At 70.3% G+C, this 16702-nt stretch carries 16 protein-coding genes; 9 read left to right on the top strand and 7 right to left on the bottom strand.

The window, feature by feature from the left end; genetic code table 11:
• The first annotated feature begins 67 nt into the window (after positions 1 to 67).
• Complete coding sequence (locus tag RKD20_RS34365; protein WP_424881111.1) at positions 68 to 763, top strand: FadR/GntR family transcriptional regulator; 696 nt, start codon at positions 68 to 70, stop codon at positions 761 to 763.
• On the opposite strand, the gene RKD20_RS34360 is transcribed toward RKD20_RS34365, so the two are convergent.
• The 3 genes from RKD20_RS34360 to fabG all read right to left on the bottom strand — a co-directional run bounded on the left by RKD20_RS34360 (position 738) and on the right by fabG (position 2721).
• Positions 738 to 1091, bottom strand: a complete 354-nt coding sequence (locus RKD20_RS34360) for a hypothetical protein (protein ID WP_424881110.1) — start codon at positions 1089 to 1091, stop codon at positions 738 to 740. The two genes, RKD20_RS34365 and RKD20_RS34360, sit on opposite strands and share 26 nt — an antisense overlap.
• 152 nt (positions 1092 to 1243) lie before the next feature.
• On the bottom strand, positions 1244 to 2011 hold the full coding sequence (fabI, locus tag RKD20_RS34355) for an enoyl-ACP reductase FabI (protein WP_020121331.1): 768 nt from the start codon (positions 2009 to 2011) through the stop codon (positions 1244 to 1246).
• Positions 2012 to 2016: 5 nt separating this feature from the next.
• Positions 2017 to 2721: a 3-oxoacyl-[acyl-carrier-protein] reductase gene (gene fabG, locus RKD20_RS34350; RefSeq protein WP_424881109.1), complete on the bottom strand. Its 705-nt coding sequence runs from the start codon at positions 2719 to 2721 to the stop codon at positions 2017 to 2019.
• Between the two features lie 268 nt (positions 2722 to 2989).
• On the opposite strand from fabG, the gene RKD20_RS34345 reads away from it, so the two are divergent.
• From RKD20_RS34345 to tyrS, 3 genes are read left to right on the top strand one after another with little or no spacing between them, the layout of a single operon-like run.
• Complete coding sequence (locus RKD20_RS34345) at positions 2990 to 4513, top strand: TldD/PmbA family protein (RefSeq protein ID WP_424881108.1); 1524 nt, start codon at positions 2990 to 2992, stop codon at positions 4511 to 4513.
• Entirely contained in the window at positions 4510 to 5904 is a 1395-nt protein-coding gene (locus RKD20_RS34340; protein ID WP_424881107.1) for a metallopeptidase TldD-related protein, read from the top strand. The genes RKD20_RS34345 and RKD20_RS34340 overlap by 4 nt, the downstream gene beginning before the upstream one ends.
• Before the next feature lie 57 nt (positions 5905 to 5961).
• On the top strand, positions 5962 to 7230 hold the full coding sequence (gene tyrS / locus RKD20_RS34335; RefSeq protein ID WP_424881106.1) for a tyrosine--tRNA ligase: 1269 nt from the start codon (positions 5962 to 5964) through the stop codon (positions 7228 to 7230).
• Positions 7231 to 7297: 67 nt separating this feature from the next.
• Here tyrS and RKD20_RS34330 read toward each other — a convergent pair whose 3' ends face one another.
• Positions 7298 to 7576, bottom strand: coding sequence for a GlsB/YeaQ/YmgE family stress response membrane protein (locus tag RKD20_RS34330; RefSeq protein WP_424881105.1), 279 nt, complete (start codon positions 7574 to 7576; stop codon positions 7298 to 7300).
• A gap of 258 nt (positions 7577 to 7834) precedes the next feature.
• Here RKD20_RS34330 and RKD20_RS34325 point away from each other — a divergent pair, with 258 nt between their 5' ends.
• Positions 7835 to 8233, top strand: coding sequence for a DUF3099 domain-containing protein (locus tag RKD20_RS34325; RefSeq protein ID WP_391189539.1), 399 nt, complete (start codon positions 7835 to 7837; stop codon positions 8231 to 8233).
• Positions 8234 to 8423: 190 nt separating this feature from the next.
• Complete coding sequence (locus RKD20_RS34320; protein ID WP_359433575.1) at positions 8424 to 8642, top strand: hypothetical protein; 219 nt, start codon at positions 8424 to 8426, stop codon at positions 8640 to 8642.
• Here RKD20_RS34320 and moaA read toward each other — a convergent pair.
• From moaA to RKD20_RS34305, 3 genes are all read right to left on the bottom strand, one after another.
• On the bottom strand, positions 8639 to 9628 hold the full coding sequence (gene moaA / locus RKD20_RS34315) for a GTP 3',8-cyclase MoaA (protein WP_424881104.1): 990 nt from the start codon (positions 9626 to 9628) through the stop codon (positions 8639 to 8641). The two genes, RKD20_RS34320 and moaA, sit on opposite strands and share 4 nt — an antisense overlap.
• A 157-nt stretch (positions 9629 to 9785) precedes the next feature.
• Positions 9786 to 11405, bottom strand: a complete 1620-nt coding sequence (locus tag RKD20_RS34310) for a solute symporter family protein (protein WP_424881103.1) — start codon at positions 11403 to 11405, stop codon at positions 9786 to 9788.
• The gene (locus RKD20_RS34305; protein WP_020121341.1) at positions 11402 to 11758 is read right to left on the bottom strand and encodes a DUF485 domain-containing protein; all 357 of its coding nucleotides are present in this window, start codon (positions 11756 to 11758) and stop codon (positions 11402 to 11404) included. The genes RKD20_RS34310 and RKD20_RS34305 overlap by 4 nt, the downstream gene beginning before the upstream one ends.
• A 253-nt stretch (positions 11759 to 12011) precedes the next feature.
• Between RKD20_RS34305 and RKD20_RS34300 the strand changes: the two genes are divergently transcribed.
• The 3 genes from RKD20_RS34300 to RKD20_RS34290 all read left to right on the top strand — a co-directional run bounded on the left by RKD20_RS34300 (position 12012) and on the right by RKD20_RS34290 (position 16642).
• A complete protein-coding gene (locus RKD20_RS34300; RefSeq protein WP_424881102.1) occupies positions 12012 to 13556 on the top strand; it encodes a S8 family serine peptidase in 1545 nt (514 codons plus the stop codon).
• A gap of 97 nt (positions 13557 to 13653) precedes the next feature.
• Positions 13654 to 15219 carry a S8 family peptidase gene (locus RKD20_RS34295; RefSeq protein WP_424881101.1) on the top strand — a complete coding sequence of 522 codons (1566 nt, stop codon included), beginning with the start codon at positions 13654 to 13656 and terminating at the stop codon, positions 15217 to 15219.
• A 61-nt stretch (positions 15220 to 15280) separates the two neighbouring features.
• Positions 15281 to 16642 carry a CoA transferase gene (locus RKD20_RS34290; protein ID WP_424881100.1) on the top strand — a complete coding sequence of 454 codons (1362 nt, stop codon included), beginning with the start codon at positions 15281 to 15283 and terminating at the stop codon, positions 16640 to 16642.
• Positions 16643 to 16702: the final 60 nt, after the last annotated feature.

Genomic DNA, 16702 nt, shown 5'->3' with positions numbered 1-16702 from the left:
ATCATAGGATGATTGGTTGTCCATCCCCGGGACGCCCGTTGCCGTCCCGCTCGTGCGAAGGTGTGCCATGCCCCTGAGCCATCCCCGCCGCTCGGCGCTGTCCGAGCAGGTCATCGCCGCGCTGCGCAACCAGATCACCTCGGGCGAGTGGCCGGTCGGCTCCCGGATCCCGACGGAGCCCGAGCTGGTCGAGCAGCTCGGGGTCGCCCGCAACACCGTCCGCGAGGCCGTCCGCGCGCTCGCGCACAACGGTCTGCTGGACATCCGCCAGGGCTCGGGGACGTACGTCGCGGCGACCAGTGAGCTGGCGGGCGTGATGCACCGCAGGTTCGCCGACGCGGACCCGCGGCACGTCGCCGAGCTGCGCTCCACCCTGGAGTCGTCCGCGGCCCGGCTGGCCGCCGAGCGGCGCACCGAGAAGGACCTCAAGCAACTCGACGTGCTCCTGGTGCGCCGCGAGGAGGCCTGGGCGTCGGGCGACGCGGAGGCCTTCGTGACGGCGGACGCCACCTTCCACCTGGCCGTGGTGGCCGCCTCGCACAACGACGTGATGACCGAGATGTACGCGGACCTCGGCGAGGTGCTGCGGGACTGGCTGCGCGAGGACGTCGGCGAGGAGCTGACGCCGGAGACGTACATGGACCACACCCGGCTCGTCGACGCGATCCGCGCGGGCGACGCGGCGGCGGCCGCCGAGGAGGCCGCCGGCTACCCCTTCGTGTGCCGTCCGGGACGGTTCAGCGCGCCAGCTTCCGGTGGCTGACCCACACCGAGCGGACCTCTTTCCAGCACCGGCCGGTCAGCCGTACCGTCTGCGCGGGTCCGGCCTCGACCTCGGCGCTGTCGGTGTCGAGGTCCCACCAGCGGTCGCACTCGATGTGCAGTCGGACGCCGTCCGTGCGGGGATAGGGGTTGTGGCAGTACGTGGTCACCCGGGAACCGGTGACCTTGCTGCGGCAGGAGGCACCGAACAGCTCCGAAGCGGCGGCTCCGGGCTCCTGCACGCGGGTGTCAGACATCGCTTCGTACGACAGGGACATCACGAGACAGACGGCTGCGGTCGCTGAGGCCAGACTGCGGGACAGGCGCACAAGGGGACCTCCTCGGCCGTACTGGGGAGGGAATCGCTGGTGAACGCGTAATCCAGGGTGCCCAGTTGCCGGCCGTGCGCGCCCGGCCTGGTAGGCCGAACGGGGGACGCCCCGCTCCCTGGGGGAACGGGGCGTCGACGAGGTGCGGGAGCTCAGGCTCCGATGGCGTGCAGTCCGCCGTCCACGTGGATGATCTCGCCCGTGGTCTTCGGGAACCAGTCGCTCAGCAGGGCGACGATGCCCTTGCCGGCCGGCTCCGGGTCCTTGAGGTCCCACTCCAGCGGGGAGCGGTTGTCCCACACGGCGGCCAGGTCGCTGAAGCCCGGGATGGACTTGGCGGCCATGGAGGCGAGCGGGCCCGCGGAGATGAGGTTGCAGCGGATGTTCTGCTTGCCCAGGTCGCGGGCGACGTAGCGGCTGGTGGCCTCCAGGGCGGCCTTGGCCGGGCCCATCCAGTCGTACTGCGGCCAGGCGTACTGCGCGTCGAAGGTGAGGCCGACGACCGAGCCGCCGTTCTGCATCAGCGGCAGGCAGGCCATGGTGAGCGACTTCAGGGAGTACGCCGAGACGTGCATGGCCGTGGCCACGGACTCGAACGGCGTGTTCAGGAAGTTGCCGCCGAGGGCGTCCTGCGGCGCGAAGCCGATGGAGTGGACGACGCCGTCGAGGCCGCCGAGCTCCTCGCCGACGATGTCGGCCAGGCGGCCCATGTGCTCGTCGTTGGTGACGTCGAGCTCGATGACCTTGGTGGGCTTGGGGAGCTTCTTGGCGATGCGCTCGGTCAGCGTGGGCCGCGGGAACGCGGTCAGGATGATCTCCGCGCCCTGCTCCTGGGCCAGCTTCGCGGCGTGGAAGGCGATGGAGGACTCCATCAGCACACCGGTGATCAGGACGCGCTTGCCCTCGAGAATTCCGCTCATGGTGTTCAGTGACCCATTCCCAGTCCGCCGTCAACGGGGATGACGGCTCCAGTGATGTACGAGGCGTCGTCCGAGGCGAGGAACCGCACCGTCGCGGCGACCTCCTCGGGCTGCGCGTAACGACCGAGCGGCACCTGCTTCACGATGACCTCACGCTGCTCGTCGGTGAGCGCCTTGGTCATGTCGGTGTCGACGAAGCCGGGCGCGACGACGTTGAAGGTGATGTTGCGCGAACCCAGCTCACGGGCGAGCGAGCGGGCGAAGCCGACCAGGGCGGCCTTGGAGGCGGCGTAGTTGGCCTGGCCGGGGCCGCCGTAGAGACCGACGACCGAGGAGATCAGGACGACCCGGCCCTTCTTGGCGCGCAGCATGGCGCGGTTGGCGCGCTTGACCACGCGGAAGGTGCCGGTGAGGTTGGTGTCGACGACCGAGGTGAAGTCCTCCTCGGACATCCGCATCAGGAGCTGGTCCTTGGTGATGCCGGCGTTGGCGATCAGCACCTCGACCGGGCCGTGCTCGGCCTCGATCTCCTTGTAGGCCTGCTCCACCTGCTCGGTGTCGGTGATGTCGCACTTCACTGCCAGGAAGCCGGCCGGCGGCTCACCCGAGCGGTACGTGATGGCGACCTTGTCGCCGGCATCGGCGAATGCGCGGGCGATGGCGAGGCCGATGCCCCGGTTGCCTCCGGTGACGAGAACCGAGCGGCTCAACGGATCACCCTTTCCATAGGGGTCTGACACACCCGCCCGAACACCCTGGATGACAGGCGGCTTCACCGAAAACCTATCGGGCCGGTGCCGCCGGAGGACATTCGGGCACCGACAGTGGCTTACGGGACTCGCTGTCGGGTCCCTACAGAAAGTTGCCGGCAGCGGTCACAAACGTGTGGTCCGCACACCGGTCGCCGCGACATGATCGGAGCAGTCGTCGGCCGCGCTCAAGCCGGACGCTCATCCAACAGGACAGGAAGAGACCCAGGTGCCTCATACCATCGACGAAGCCTTCACAGCGCTTCCCCTACGTGCCCTCGCCGACGCCGCGCTGGCACGCGCGCGTGCGCTCGGCGCCGAGCACGCGGACTTCCGGTTCGAGCGGGTGCGCAGCGCGTCCTGGCGGGTCCGGGACGCCAAGCCGTCCGGGTCCTCGGACACCACCGACCTCGGGTACGCGGTGCGGGTGGTGCACGGCGGGACCTGGGGCTTCGCGTCGGGTGTGGATCTGACGCTGGACGCCGCCGCCAAGGTCGCCTCGCAGGCCGTGGCCATGGCGAAGCTCTCCGCCCAGGTGATCCGCGCGGCCGGTTCGGACGAGCGCGTGGAGCTCGCCGACGAGCCCGTGCACGCCGACCGGACATGGGTCTCGTCGTACGAGATCGATCCGTTCACCGTGCCGGACGAGGAGAAGGCGGCGCTGCTCGCGGACTGGAGCGCGCGGCTGCTGGCGGCGAACGGGGTCAACCACGTCGACGCCTCGCTGCTCACCGTGCACGAGAACAAGTTCTACGCCGACACCGCGGGCACGGTGACCACGCAGCAGCGGGTCCGGCTGCACCCGCAGCTGACGGCGGTGTCGGTCGACGAGTCCAGCGGCGAGTTCGACTCCATGCGGACCGTCGCGCCGCCGGTCGGACGCGGCTGGGAGTACCTCACGGGCACGGGCTGGGACTGGGAGAGCGAGCTGGAGCAGATCCCGGAGCTGCTCGCCGAGAAGATGCGGGCACCCAGCGTCGAGGCGGGCCTGTACGACCTCGTCGTCGACCCGTCCAACCTCTGGCTGACCATCCACGAGTCCATCGGCCACGCCACCGAGCTGGACCGCGCGCTCGGCTACGAGGCGGCCTACGCCGGCACCTCCTTCGCCACCTTCGACCAGCTCGGGAAGCTCAGGTACGGCTCCGAGCTGATGAACGTCACCGGGGACCGCACCGCAGAGCACGGCCTCGCCACCATCGGCTACGACGACGAGGGCGTCGCGGGCCAGTCCTGGGACCTGGTGAAGGACGGCACCCTCGTCGGCTACCAGCTGGACCGGCGGATCGCGAAGCTGACCGGGTTCGAGCGGTCCAACGGGTGCGCCTACGCCGACTCCCCCGGGCACGTCCCGGTGCAGCGCATGGCCAACGTGTCGCTCCAGCCGGACCCGGCGGGCCTGTCGACGGAGGATCTCATCGGCAGCGTGGACCGCGGGATCTACGTCGTCGGGGACCGGTCGTGGTCGATCGACATGCAGCGCTACAACTTCCAGTTCACCGGCCAGCGGTTCTTCAGGATCGAGAACGGGCGGATCACCGGGCAGCTGCGGGACGTCGCCTACCAGGCGACCACCACCGACTTCTGGGGCTCGATGGCCGCGGTGGGCGGCCCGCAGACCTATGTCCTCGGCGGCGCCTTCAACTGCGGCAAGGCCCAGCCGGGGCAGGTCGCGGCGGTGTCGCACGGCTGCCCGTCGGCCCTCTTCAAGGGCGTCAACATTCTGAACACCACGCAGGAGGCCGGTCGATGAGCGCCCGCACCAACAAGCCGCACGAGATCGTCGAGCGGGCCCTCGCGCTGTCGCGGGCGGACGGCTGTGTCGTGATCGCCGACGAGCAGTCGACCGCCAACCTGCGCTGGGCGGGCAACGCGCTCACCACGAACGGGGTCACGCGCGGGCGCACGCTCACCGTCGTCGCGACCGTCGACGGCAAGGAGGGCACCGCGTCCGGAGTGGTTTCGCGGTCCGCGGTGACCGTGGACGAACTGGAGCCGCTGGTGCGGGCCGCCGAGGCCGCCGCACGCGGTGCCGCGCCCGCGGAGGACGCCCAGCCGCTGGTCACCGGCGTACCGGAGTCCCCGGACTTCACGGACGCGCCCGCCGAGACCTCCTCGGCGGTCTTCGCCGACTTCGCGCCGGCGCTCGGCGAGTCCTTCGCACGCGCGCGTGCGGGCGGCCGCGAGCTGTACGGCTTCGCCAACCACGAGCTCGTGTCGACGTACCTGGGCACGTCCACGGGGCTGCGGCTGCGCCACGACCAGCCCAACGGCACGCTGGAGCTCAACGCCAAGTCGCCGGACCGTACCCGTTCGGCCTGGGCCGGTCGCTCCACGCGGGACTTCAAGGACGTCGACCCGGCGGCGCTGGACGCCGAGCTCGCCGTGCGCCTGGGGTGGGCCGAGCGGCGCGTTCCGCTGCCCGCGGGGCGGTACGAGACGCTGCTGCCCCCGACCGCGGTCGCGGACCTGCTGATCTACCAGCTGTGGTCGGCGTCGGGCCGGGACGCGGTCGAGGGGCGGACGGTCTTCTCCAAGCCCGGAGGCGGCACCCGGGTCGGCGAGGCGCTCACCGATCTGCCGCTGACCCTGCGCAGCGACCCGAACGAGCCGGGCCTGGAGACCGCGCCGTTCGTGGTCGCGCACTCCTCCGGGGGCGACCAGTCGGTGTTCGACAACGGCCTTCCGGTCGGGGCGACCGAGTGGGTACGGCAGGGCACCCTGGCGCATCTGACCACCACCCGGCACAGCGCGGCCCTGACCGGGCTTGCCGTCGCCCCGGCGATCGGCAACCTGATCCTGGACGGCGGCCAGGACCTCTCCCTGGAGGAGATGGTCGCGAACACCACGCGCGGGCTGCTGCTGACCTGCCTCTGGTACATCCGCGAGGTCGACCCGGCCACGCTGCTGCTGACCGGGCTGACCCGCGACGGCGTGTACCTCGTCGAGAACGGCGAGGTGACGGGCGAGGTCAACAACTTCCGGTTCAACGAGTCGCCGGTCGGTCTGCTGGGGCGGGCGACGGAGGCGGGCCGGACGGAGAAGACGCTGCCGAGGGAGTGGAGCGACTGGTTCACCAGGGCTGCGATGCCCGCGCTGCGGGTGCCCGATTTCAATATGAGCTCTGTCAGTCAGGGCGTATAACCTCGTAGCCGGTAGCCGTTCGGCTGCCCGAGGATTTTCCAAGGAGACGCGAGAACCGTGACGGACATCGTCGACGAGCTGAAGTGGCGGGGGCTGTGGGCCCTGTCCACTGACGAGGACGCTTTGCGCAAGGCGCTCGCGGACGGTCCCGTCACGTTCTATTGCGGTTTCGACCCGACGGCGGCCAGTCTGCACGTCGGCCACCTGGTGCAGGTCCTCACCATGCGCCGGCTCCAGCAGGCGGGCCTGCGCCCGCTGGCGCTGGTGGGCGGGGCGACCGGCCAGATCGGCGACCCGCGCCCCACGGCCGAGCGCACGCTGAACGACCCGGAGACGGTCGCGAACTGGGTGACCCGGCTGCGCGCGCAGATCGAGCCGTTCCTGTCCTTCGAGGGCGAGAACGCCGCGGTCATGGTGAACAACCTGGACTGGACGGCCGGGATGTCGGCCATCGAGTTCCTGCGGGACATCGGCAAGCACTTCCGCGTCAACAAGATGCTCACCAAGGACTCGGTCGCGCGCCGGCTGGAGTCCCAGGAGGGCATCAGCTACACGGAGTTCAGCTACCAGCTGCTCCAGGGCATGGACTTCCTGGAGCTGTACCGGCGGTACGGCTGCACGCTCCAGCAGGGCGGCAGCGACCAGTGGGGCAACCTCACGGCGGGGCTCGACCTGATCCACCGGCTGGAGCCCGACGCCTCGGTGCACTGTCTGGCGACGCCGCTGATGGTCAAGGCGGACGGCACCAAGTTCGGCAAGACCGAGGGCGGCGCCGTCTGGCTCGACCCGGAGATGACGACGCCGTACGCGTTCTACCAGTTCTGGCTGAACGTGGACGACCGGGACATCTCGACGTACATGCGCATCCTGTCCTTCCGGTCCCGCGAGGAGCTGGAGGAGCTGGAGGAGCAGACCGAGGAGCGGCCGCAGGCCCGGGCCGCGCAGCGGGCGCTGGCGGAGGAGCTGACGACGCTGGTGCACGGCGCCGACCAGACGGAGGCCGTGATCGCCGCGAGCCGTGCCCTCTTCGGGCAGGGTGAGCTGGCGGGGCTCGACGAGCGGACGCTGACCGCGGCGCTCTCGGAGGTGCCGCACATCCAGGTCGCCGAGCTCGGTGCCGTGGTGGATCTGTTCGCCGAGGTCGGGCTCGTGGCCAGCAAGTCGGCCGCGCGGCGGACGGTGAAGGAGGGCGGGGCCTACGTGAACAACGTCAAGGTCGCGGCCGAGGACGCCGTTCCCGCCAAGGAGGACCTGCTGCACGGTCGCTGGCTGGTGCTGCGCCGGGGCAAGAAGAACCTGGCCGCGGTCGAGGTCACGTCCGCGTAGGACCGGGCACCGGGCACAGCGGAAGGGGCGCCTCTCCGGTGGAGGGCGCCCCTTCGTCGTACGGCTGTCAGGTCCGCTGTTTCCTCTTGCCCAGCGTCGCCATGTAGAGCATGTCGCCGACCGCGACGATGATGATCGCGGCGATGAGCTGGAAGATGTGGCGGGTCCAGTCGATGCCGGCGGTCTCCTCCACGCCGAACCCGCGCGCCATGGCGTTGCCGGCGATGGCGCCGAGCATGCCGAAGATGGTGGTCAGCCAGAGGGGACTGTGCTGCTTGCCGGGGATGATCGCCTTCGCGATCAGGCCCAGCACGAATCCCACGATGATCGCCCACAACCAGCCCATGGCTGCCTCCTCGTACGGCTCTACGCGCGGCTCTACGTGAGCATTACGGTCAGTGTCGGTCCGCTCGCTGTACGCCGCATGTCGGGTACGGCCGTACGTGCCGTGGGCGAGCCCGTTGGTCCGGGCGGGAGGTGCCCCGGTCTCGTAGGCTGCGCAGGCGCGGCGTACCGTGGAAGCTGTCCGGGTCCGATACCTCCACCGGGTACGGAGCGGACGCGGAGTCGGGAGCGGTCCGAAGCGGGCGGATGGTGGAATGTGATGCGGAAGCAGCATGGCGGCGGCAGCGCCCAGGTGTTCCGGATCACCGGAGCCCGGACGAGCCTTCAGGAGGACGTGCGCGGACGTCAGCGCCGGTACGTCATCTCGATGACGGTCCGTACGATTTCCGTGGTGCTCGCGGCCACGCTCTGGAACGTCGAACGGCACGTCGCGATCGTGGCGCTGGTGCTGGGGGCGGTTCTGCCCTATATCGCCGTCGTCATCGCCAACGCGGGGCGGGAGAACGCGCCCTCGCTGCCGTCGACCTTCGTGACGGCTCCGACCCGGCCGATGATCACGCCGCCGCGGGTCGACGACGACTTCGCGGAACCCGTGCCGGAAGGCGGGGCGGGCGGCGCGGCGACGGGTGCCCGGGGCGAACCGCGCGAGCGGACGTGACGGGTCTTCCGGTCACCAAGCTCAAGAAAAGCTCAGATCAATCATGTTGTTCCGGTGCCGGGCCAAGGGTTACCCGTGACATACTTCGTACGCGCTCCGCATCCCCCGTCGGAGCGACAGACCGACGCCGGGCAGCTCCCCCCGTGGCTGCTCGGCGTCGCCTTTTCCCCCCGCTTGTGAGACGAAATCCGTGAGTGACGAGACCCCGATCTGCTCCGCGAAGGGCTGCCGTGCCGGCGCCGTGTGGGTGCTCGCGTGGAACAACCCGAAGATTCACACTCCGGAGCGGCGGAAGACCTGGCTGGCCTGTGAGGAGCACCGGGAGCATCTGTCGCAGTTCCTCGGGGTGCGGGGCTTCCTGAAGGACGTCGTGAAGTTCGAGGACTGGCAGGCTCCCGAAGGGGCCTAGCCGCCGATCGCGGACATCGGCCGGTCCGGCTGGACGAACGTCGGGTCGTCCAGGCCCGCGCCGGCCTTCTTGCCCCACATCGCCTCGCGCCAGATGCGGGCGATCTCCTCGTCGCCGGCGTCGGAGCGCAGGGCCGCGCGGAGGTCCGTCTCCTCGCGGGCGAACAGGCAGGTGCGTATCTGGCCGTCGGCGGTGAGGCGGGTGCGGTCGCAGGCCGCGCAGAACGGGCGGGTGACCGAGGCGATGACGCCGACCACATGCGGGCCGCCGTCGACGATCCAGCGCTCCGCGGGGGCCGATCCGCGCTTCTCCGCACCCTCCTCGGTGAGCTCGAAGCGGGTGCGCAAGGAGGTCAGGATGTCCCCGGCGGTGATCATGCCGTCGCGCTTCCAGCCGTGCTGGGCGTCCAGGGGCATCTGCTCGATGAAGCGCAGTTCGTAGTCGTGCTCCACCGCCCAGGCGAGGAGGTCGGGGGCCTCGTCGTCGTTGAGCCCCGGCATCAGGACGGAGTTCACCTTGACCGGCGTCAGACCGGCCTCGCGGGCGGCGTCCAGGCCCTCCAGGACGTCTTGGTGGCGGTCCCTGCGGGTGAGGGTCTTGAAGACGTCCGGGCGCAGGGTGTCCAGCGAGACGTTGACCCGGTCCAGGCCCGCCGCCTTCAGGGCCTTCGCGGTGCGCTTGAGCCCGATGCCGTTGGTGGTGAGGGACATCTGGGGGCGCGGCTCCAGGGCCGCGACGCGCTCGACGATGCCGACCAGACCGGGGCGCAGCAGGGGCTCGCCTCCGGTGAAGCGGACCTCCTCGATCCCCAACGAGGTGACGGCGATGTCGATCAGGCGGACGATCTCGTCGTCGGTGAGCAGATCCGGCTTGGCCAGCCACTGCAGGCCCTCTTCCGGCATGCAGTACGTGCAGCGCAGATTGCAGCGGTCGGTCAGCGAGACCCTCAGGTCGGTGGCCTGCCGGCCATAGGTGTCGATGAGCACGTGGGCCCCCTCCCTCGTCGCGGATCAGTGCCGAGTCCATCGGTTTCCGTCACTTGCGAGCCTACGTGACGTCACTGACAACGACAGTGCCCGATCCCACGACGTACGAAGCGGCCGCCTCGTAGGGATCTACGAGGCGGCCGCTTCAGGGGACGTGTCAGTGGGCGCCGGTGCCGGTCAGCGACCGGACCTCCAGCTCCGCGTACTTCGCCTTGTCCGGCTCCTCCTTGGAGAGGTAGGTGCCGATGATGCCGAGCAGGAAGCCGACCGGGATCGAGATGAGGCCCGGGTTCTCCAGCGGGAACCAGTGGAAGTCGACGTCCGGGAACATCGAGCTGGGCTTGCCGGAGACGACGGGTGAGAACAGCACCAGGCCGACCGCCGTGACGAGGCCGCCGTAGATCGACCACAGGGCGCCTGACGTGGTGAACCGCTTCCAGAAGAGGCTGTAGATGATCGTCGGGAGGTTTGCGGAGGCGGCGACCGCGAAGGCGAGCGCGACGAGACCGGCGACGTTGAGGTCGCGGGCGAGGGCGCCCAGCAGGATGGAGACGGCGCCGATGCCGACAGTCGCCCACCGGGCCGCGCTCATCTCCTGCTTCTCGCTGGCCTGACCCCGCTTGATGACGTTGGCGTAGATGTCGTGCGCGAAGGACGATGACGAGGCCAGGGTGAGGCCGGCGACGACGGCGAGGATGGTGGCGAAGGCGACCGCCGAGATGGTGGCCAGCAGGATCGCGCCCCAGTTGGAGTCGACGCCGCCCAGATGCAGGGCCAGCAGGGGCGCCGCCGTGTTGCCCGCCTTGTTGGAGGCGATGATCTCGTCCGGCTTGATGAGGGCCGCGGCGCCGAAGCCGAGGGCGAGGGTCATCAGGTAGAAGGCGCCGATGAGGCCGATGGCCCAGATGACCGACTTACGGGCGGCCTTGGCGGTGGGCACCGTGTAGAAGCGGATCAGGATGTGCGGCAGTCCGGCGGTGCCGAGGACCAGGGCGAGACCGAGCGAGATGAAGTCCAGCTTGGTGGTGCCCGTGGCGCCGTACTTCAGGCCCGGCTCCAGGAAGGCCGCGCCCTTGCCGCTGTTGTCGGCGGCGGAGCCGAGCAGGTCGGAGACGTTGAAGTCGAACTTCAGCAGCACCAGGAAGGTCAGCAGCAGGGCGCCCGCGATCAGCAGGACCGCCTTGACCATCTGGACCCAGGTGGTGCCCTTCATGCCGCCGATGGTGACGTACACGATCATCAGGACGCCGACGAGGGCGACCACGCCGATCTTGCCGGCGTCGCTGGTGATGCCGAGGAGCAGGGAGACCAGGACGCCCGCGCCCGCCATCTGTGCCAGCAGGTAGAAGATCGAGACGACGATGGTGGAGGTGCCGGCCGCCGTACGGACAGGGCGCTGGCGCATCCGGTACGCGAGGACGTCACCCATCGTGTAGCGGCCGGAGTTGCGCAGCGGTTCGGCGACCAGGAGCAGGGCGACGAGCCAGGCGACCAGGAAGCCGACGGAGTACAGGAAGCCGTCGTAGCCGAAGAGGGCGATGGCGCCCGCGATGCCGAGGAAGGACGCGGCGGACATGTAGTCGCCGGAGACGGCGAGGCCGTTCTGGAAGCCGGTGAACTGGCGTCCGCCCGCGTAGAAGTCGGCCGCGTCCTTGGTCTGGCGGCCTGCCCAGACGGTGATGACGAGGGTCGCGAGGACGAACACGGCGAACAGGCTGATGATCAGCGGCCGGTGCTCGCTGGCCTCGCCGGCCGCCAGGGTGATCGCGGGGCTCATGCGCCGCCCTCCATCCGGGACTTGATGGCCTCGGCCTTGGGGTCGAAGCGGGCGGCAGCGGTCCGCGCGTACCACCAGGCGATGAGGAACGTGGTGAGGAACTGGGCGAGGCCCAGGACGAGGGCCACGTTGATGTTGCCGACGACCTTGGTGCCCATGAAGTCGCCCGCGTAGTTGGACAGCAGGACGTACAGCAGGTACCAGGCGATGAAGCCGACGGTCAGCGGAAAGGCGAAGGAGCGGTAGGAGCGGCGCAGTTCACCGAACTCCGCGCTCTCCTGCACCTCGGTGAACTCCTCGGTGGTGGGGAGTTTGTGCGTCTCTTTCGAGGGTGGCGGTGCGTCGGTGGCCACGGACTCTCCTCGCGGTGCGGGTGCGGTTGTGACGGGGATCGGGGGCGAGTGTCCTCGCGTTCCCTGTTCAAGGTCACGGCGCCGCGCTGGCCCCGGTTCAACTGGCTTTGCTTCTTTCCGAACTCACCTTGGGGAAGTCATTGCTGGCCAGCGACTTCGGGAGATAGCTTCGGCCTGCACCACCCGTCATGTACCTGCCCGAGCGACACCTGTGTCTCGGGCCGGTTTCGTTTCCGGATGATGTGGAGACCCCATGTCCCAGCCGCGTTCCAGACGTTCGGTACGTTCAAGAAATCGTCTGGCGCTCGCCGTGCCCGTCGTGCTGTCCCTCACGGCCTCGCTCGGCTTCCTCCCGTCGGCCGCCTCGGCCGCGCCCTCCGCGCAGACCACGGCTCAGGCCGCGGACACGAACCTGTCGTACGTCGTCAACACCAAGGTGGACCACCGCACGATCGCGTCGGTCAAGAAGGCGATACCGGCGGCCGGTGGCACCGTCGTGATCGCGTACGAGAAGATCGGCGTGATCGTCGTCCGCTCCTCCGCCCCGGACTTCGCCCAGAAGATCCGCACGGTGCGCGGGGTGCAGTCGGCCGGCGCCACCCGCACCGCGCCGCTGACCCCGGCGGGCACGACGGACGAGGGCGCGGTCCAGGTCCTGTCGGACGCGCAGGCCGCGAAGCTCGCGAAGGCCTCGGCCGCCGCGCCGGACAGCGAGCCCCTCGAAGCCGACCAGTGGGACCTGCGCGCGATAGGCGCCGACAAGGCCGCCAAGATCAACCCGGGCAGCCGCAAGGTGACCGTCGCCGTGATCGACACCGGCGTCGACGACACCCACCCGGACATCGCGCCGAACTTCTCCGCCGCCCAGTCGGCCAACTGCGACGGCGGTGTTCCAAACACCAGCGCGGGCGCCTGGCGGCCGTACACCGCGGACGACTACCACGGCACGCACGTGGCCGGCGAGATCGCCGCGGCCCGCAACGGCATCGGCGTGGCCGGGGTCGCACCCGGCGTGAAGGTGTCGGCCATCAATGTGACCGACCGGAGCAACGGCCTCTTCTATCCCGAGAGCGTCGTGTGCGCCTTCGTGTTCGCGGCCGACCACGGCGTCGAGATCACGAACAACAGCTATTACGTTGATCCATGGCTGTACAACTGCATGGACGATCCGGATCAGCGGGCCATTGTTGACGCGGTCAACAGGGCGCAGCAGTACGCGCAGAAGAAGGGCACGCTCAGCCTGGCGTCGGCGGGCAACTCCAACGACGACCTGGACTCCGACGCGATCGTCGACGCCTCTAGCCCCGACGATTCGACGGCGGTGGAGCGGACCGTCGACCCGCACGAGTGCTTCGACGTGCCGACGCAGCTTCCCGGTGTCGTCACGGTCAGCGCGACGGGCGTCAAGAACCTCAAGTCGTACTACTCCTCGTACGGCAAGGGCGTCATCGACGTCGCGGCCCCCGGTGGCGACCGGCTCTACCAGATCCCGGACACGCCCTCGCAGAACGGCCGCATCCTGTCGACCCTGCCGAACGGGCAGTACGGCTTCCTTCAGGGCACGTCGATGGCCTCGCCGCACGCCGCGGGCGTCGCCGCGCTGCTCAAGTCGACGCACCCCAAGGCGAGCCCGGCCCAGTTGCAGGCGCTGCTGAAGGCGCAGGCGGACGCCACGAGTTGCCCGGCCTCGTACGACCAGGACGGCGACGGCACGCAGGACGCGGTGTGCGAGGGCGGCGCCCGGGTCAACGGGTTCTACGGATTCGGCATCGTCAACGCGCTGCGCGCGGTCAAGTGACCCGACGCCCCCGCGATTTCGCCCGACCCGGCACCACTCGCACGGCCCCACCCGCCTGGACCGCTCGCACCGAGAACGAACTGGAGAGATTCGCATCATGACTGGGCCCCACCCGCGCTATCGGCGCACACTCGCGATCCCGCTCGGTATGGCCATCGCGACGGCCATGGCGTTCCTGCCGGGAGCCACGGCGTCCGCGACCGGCCTGTCCGGCACCGCTGCCGTCGGCCCCGGTGCCGTCAGCGACGCCCTCGCCTCCGCCGCCGCGGACGGGACGGCGCTCAGCTATGTCGTCAACGTCCGCCCCGGGCACGGTCCTTCCGCCCAGGTGAAGAAGGCCATCGGCAAGGCCGGCGGCACGATCGTGACGTCGTACGACCAGATCGGCGTGATCGTCGTCCACTCGTCGAACCCCGACTTCGCCAAGACGATCCGCAAGGTCCGCGGGGTCGAGTCGGCGGGCAACACGCGCAACGCGCCGCTGCCCGCGCAGTCGACGACCGACGAGGGCACGCCGAAGGCGCTCAGCTCGGCGCAGATGGCCGCCGCGCAGACGGCCGCGGCGGCCGGCCAGGACCCCCTGGAGTCGCTGCAGTGGGACCTGCCCGCCATCAAGGCGGACAAGGCGCACGAGAAGTCGCTCGGCAGCAGCAAGGTGACGGTCGCCGTGATCGACACCGGCGTGGACGACACCCACCCGGACCTCGCGCCGAACTTCGACCGGGCCGCGTCGGTCAACTGCGTGACGGGCAAGCCTGACACCACCGACGGGGCGTGGCGGCCGAGCGCCGAGGAGAGCCCGCACGGCACGCACGTGGCCGGTGAGATCGCGGCCGCCAAGAACGGCGTCGGCATGACGGGTGTGGCGCCCGGCGTGAAGGTGGCGGGCATCAAGGTGTCGACCACCGCGGGCTACTTCTACACGGAGGCCGTGGTCTGCGGCTTCATGTGGGCGGCCACGCACGGCGTCGACGTCACCAACAACAGCTATTACACCGACCCGTGGTACTTCAACTGCACCGACGACCCGGACCAGAAGGCCCTCGTGGACGCGGTCACCCGGGCCTCGCGGTACGCGGAGAAGCGGGGTGTGGTCAACGTCGCCGCGGCCGGCAACGAGAACTACGACCTCGCGGCCGACGAGATCACCGACCCGGTCTCGCCGAACGACGGCACGCCCTCGGACCGGGTCATCGACCCGTCGGAGTGCTTCGACATACCGACCCAGCTACCGGGTGTCGTGACGGTCGCGGCGACGGGCGCCAAGGGCCTCAAGTCGTCCTTCTCCAACTACGGCCTGGGCGTCATCGACGTCGCCGCGCCCGGCGGAGACTCGACTGCGTACCAGCCGCCCGCACCGCCCGCGACCAGCGGTCTGATCCTGGGCACGCTGCCCGGCGGCAAGTGGGGCTACATGGCCGGTACGTCGATGGCCTCGCCGCACGTCGCGGCCGTGGCCGCCCTGATCAAGTCGACGCACCCGTACGCCCCGCCGGCCCTGGTGAAGGCGCTGCTGTACGCCGAGGCCGACGCCACGCCGTGCACCGACCCGTACGACATCAACGGCGACGGCAAGGTCGACGCGGTGTGCGAGGGGTCCAAGAACCGCAACGGCTTCTACGGCTGGGGCACGGTGGACGCACTGGACGCCGTGACGAAGTAGCGGTACAGGACGATCAAGGCTCGTCCATATATTGATTCAGTCAATACTGCATAGTGCAGTCATGACTGGAATCAAGTTCGTGGTGCGGGAGGGCGCTCTTCAGGGGCGCCTTCCCGTCCAGAAGCTGGCGCGGACCTGTGTGGCCGAGTGCACGCTGGCCGCCGCCGGACTCGCGGCGCGGCGGGCCGGCCTCGCCGAGGTGCCGGCGGCGCGGGTGGACGACGGGGCGGTCGCCACCGCCTTCCTGAGCGAACGACACCTGTTGATCAATGGTCGCGCGCCGGTCAACTTCGCACCGCTGTCCCGGTTCTTGCGGACGGCGGACGGCTGGGTCCGCACCCACGCGAACTACCCGCACCACCGGGCGCGGCTGCTCGACGCCCTGGGCGTGCCGGAGGACGCGGCGGCTGTCGAAGCGGCGCTCGCCGAGCGGTCCGCCCTGGACGTCGAGGAAGCCGTGTACGCGGCCGGGGGTCTCGCCGTCGCCCTGCGCTCCCCCGCGGAGTGGGCCGCACACCCGCAGGCCGCCGACATCGCGAAACGGCCCCTGGTCGAACAGGGGTGGCTGGACAAGGCACGCGTGCGTGCCTTCGCTCCGCTGGACGCCTCTCCCCTGCTGCCGGCCGCAGGTCTTCGCGTCCTGGACCTGACAAGGGTGCTCGCGGGCCCGGTCGCCACCCGCACGCTCGCCCTGCTCGGCGCGGACGTCCTGCGCCTGGACGCGCCCGGGCTTCCCGAACTGCCGGACCAGCACGCCGACACCGGCCTCGGGAAGCGGTCCGCGACGCTCGACCTGGCCACCGACCGGCAGACCTTCGAGGAGCTGCTCGCGGCGGCGGACGTGGTCGTCACCGGGTACCGGCCGGGCGCGCTGGACCGGTTCGGACTGTCCGCCGAGGCGCTGGCGGAGCGGCGGCCCGGGGTGGTCGTCGCGCAGTTGTCGGCGTGGGGCGCGTACGGGCCCTGGCGCGAACGGCGAGGGTTCGACAGCCTCGTCCAGGCGGCCACCGGGATCGCGGTCCTGGAGGGCTCGGCGGAGCGGCCGGGCGCGCTGCCCGCGCAGGCCCTCGACCACGGGACGGGCTATCTGCTGGTGGCGGCCGTGCTGCGGGCGCTGACCGAGCAGTCGTACGAGGGCGGGAGCCGGTTCGTGCGGCTGGCGCTCGCGCGGACGGCCCGGTGGCTGACGGACGGGGTGGACGGCAGGGGCGGCAGGACTGACATGGTCGCGGGGGACGTGGAAAGGGACTCGGGGGACGTCGAAAGCGACTCCTACGACGGCCCGGCACCCTGGTTGTCGGAGACGCACAGTGCGCTGGGACGGCTGCGGTACGCGCTGTCGCCGGTCTCCTTCGAGGGCGGCCCGGCGGACTGGGACCGGCCGCCGGTGCCGTGGGGGACGGACGCCGCGCGCTGGCACTGAGCGGGCCTGAACCGGCAGGGACACCGGAAGCGTCCGTATGGGTGGAATCCTGTACGACCA

The sequence above is a fragment of the Streptomyces sp. SLBN-8D4 genome, from assembly GCF_049739545.1.
Lineage (GTDB): Bacteria > Actinomycetota > Actinomycetes > Streptomycetales > Streptomycetaceae > Streptomyces > Streptomyces canus_C.
This window is presented reverse-complemented; position numbering and strand designations above follow the sequence as displayed.

What these genes read in the sequence shown, in the direction of transcription:
- RKD20_RS34365 (WP_424881111.1), top strand. Translation starts at nt 68, where the DNA reads ATGCCCCTGAGCCATCCCCGCCGCTCGGCGCTGTCCGAGCAGGTCATC.
- fabI (WP_020121331.1), bottom strand. Translation starts at nt 2,011, where the DNA reads ATGAGCGGAATTCTCGAGGGCAAGCGCGTCCTGATCACCGGTGTGCTG.
- RKD20_RS34340 (WP_424881107.1), top strand. Translation starts at nt 4,510, where the DNA reads ATGAGCGCCCGCACCAACAAGCCGCACGAGATCGTCGAGCGGGCCCTC.
- RKD20_RS34330 (WP_424881105.1), bottom strand. Translation starts at nt 7,576, where the DNA reads ATGGGCTGGTTGTGGGCGATCATCGTGGGATTCGTGCTGGGCCTGATC.
- RKD20_RS34325 (WP_391189539.1), top strand. Translation starts at nt 7,835, where the DNA reads ATGCGGAAGCAGCATGGCGGCGGCAGCGCCCAGGTGTTCCGGATCACC.
- RKD20_RS34310 (WP_424881103.1), bottom strand. Translation starts at nt 11,405, where the DNA reads ATGAGCCCCGCGATCACCCTGGCGGCCGGCGAGGCCAGCGAGCACCGG.
- RKD20_RS34300 (WP_424881102.1), top strand. Translation starts at nt 12,012, where the DNA reads ATGTCCCAGCCGCGTTCCAGACGTTCGGTACGTTCAAGAAATCGTCTG.
- RKD20_RS34295 (WP_424881101.1), top strand. Translation starts at nt 13,654, where the DNA reads ATGACTGGGCCCCACCCGCGCTATCGGCGCACACTCGCGATCCCGCTC.
- RKD20_RS34290 (WP_424881100.1), top strand. Translation starts at nt 15,281, where the DNA reads ATGACTGGAATCAAGTTCGTGGTGCGGGAGGGCGCTCTTCAGGGGCGC.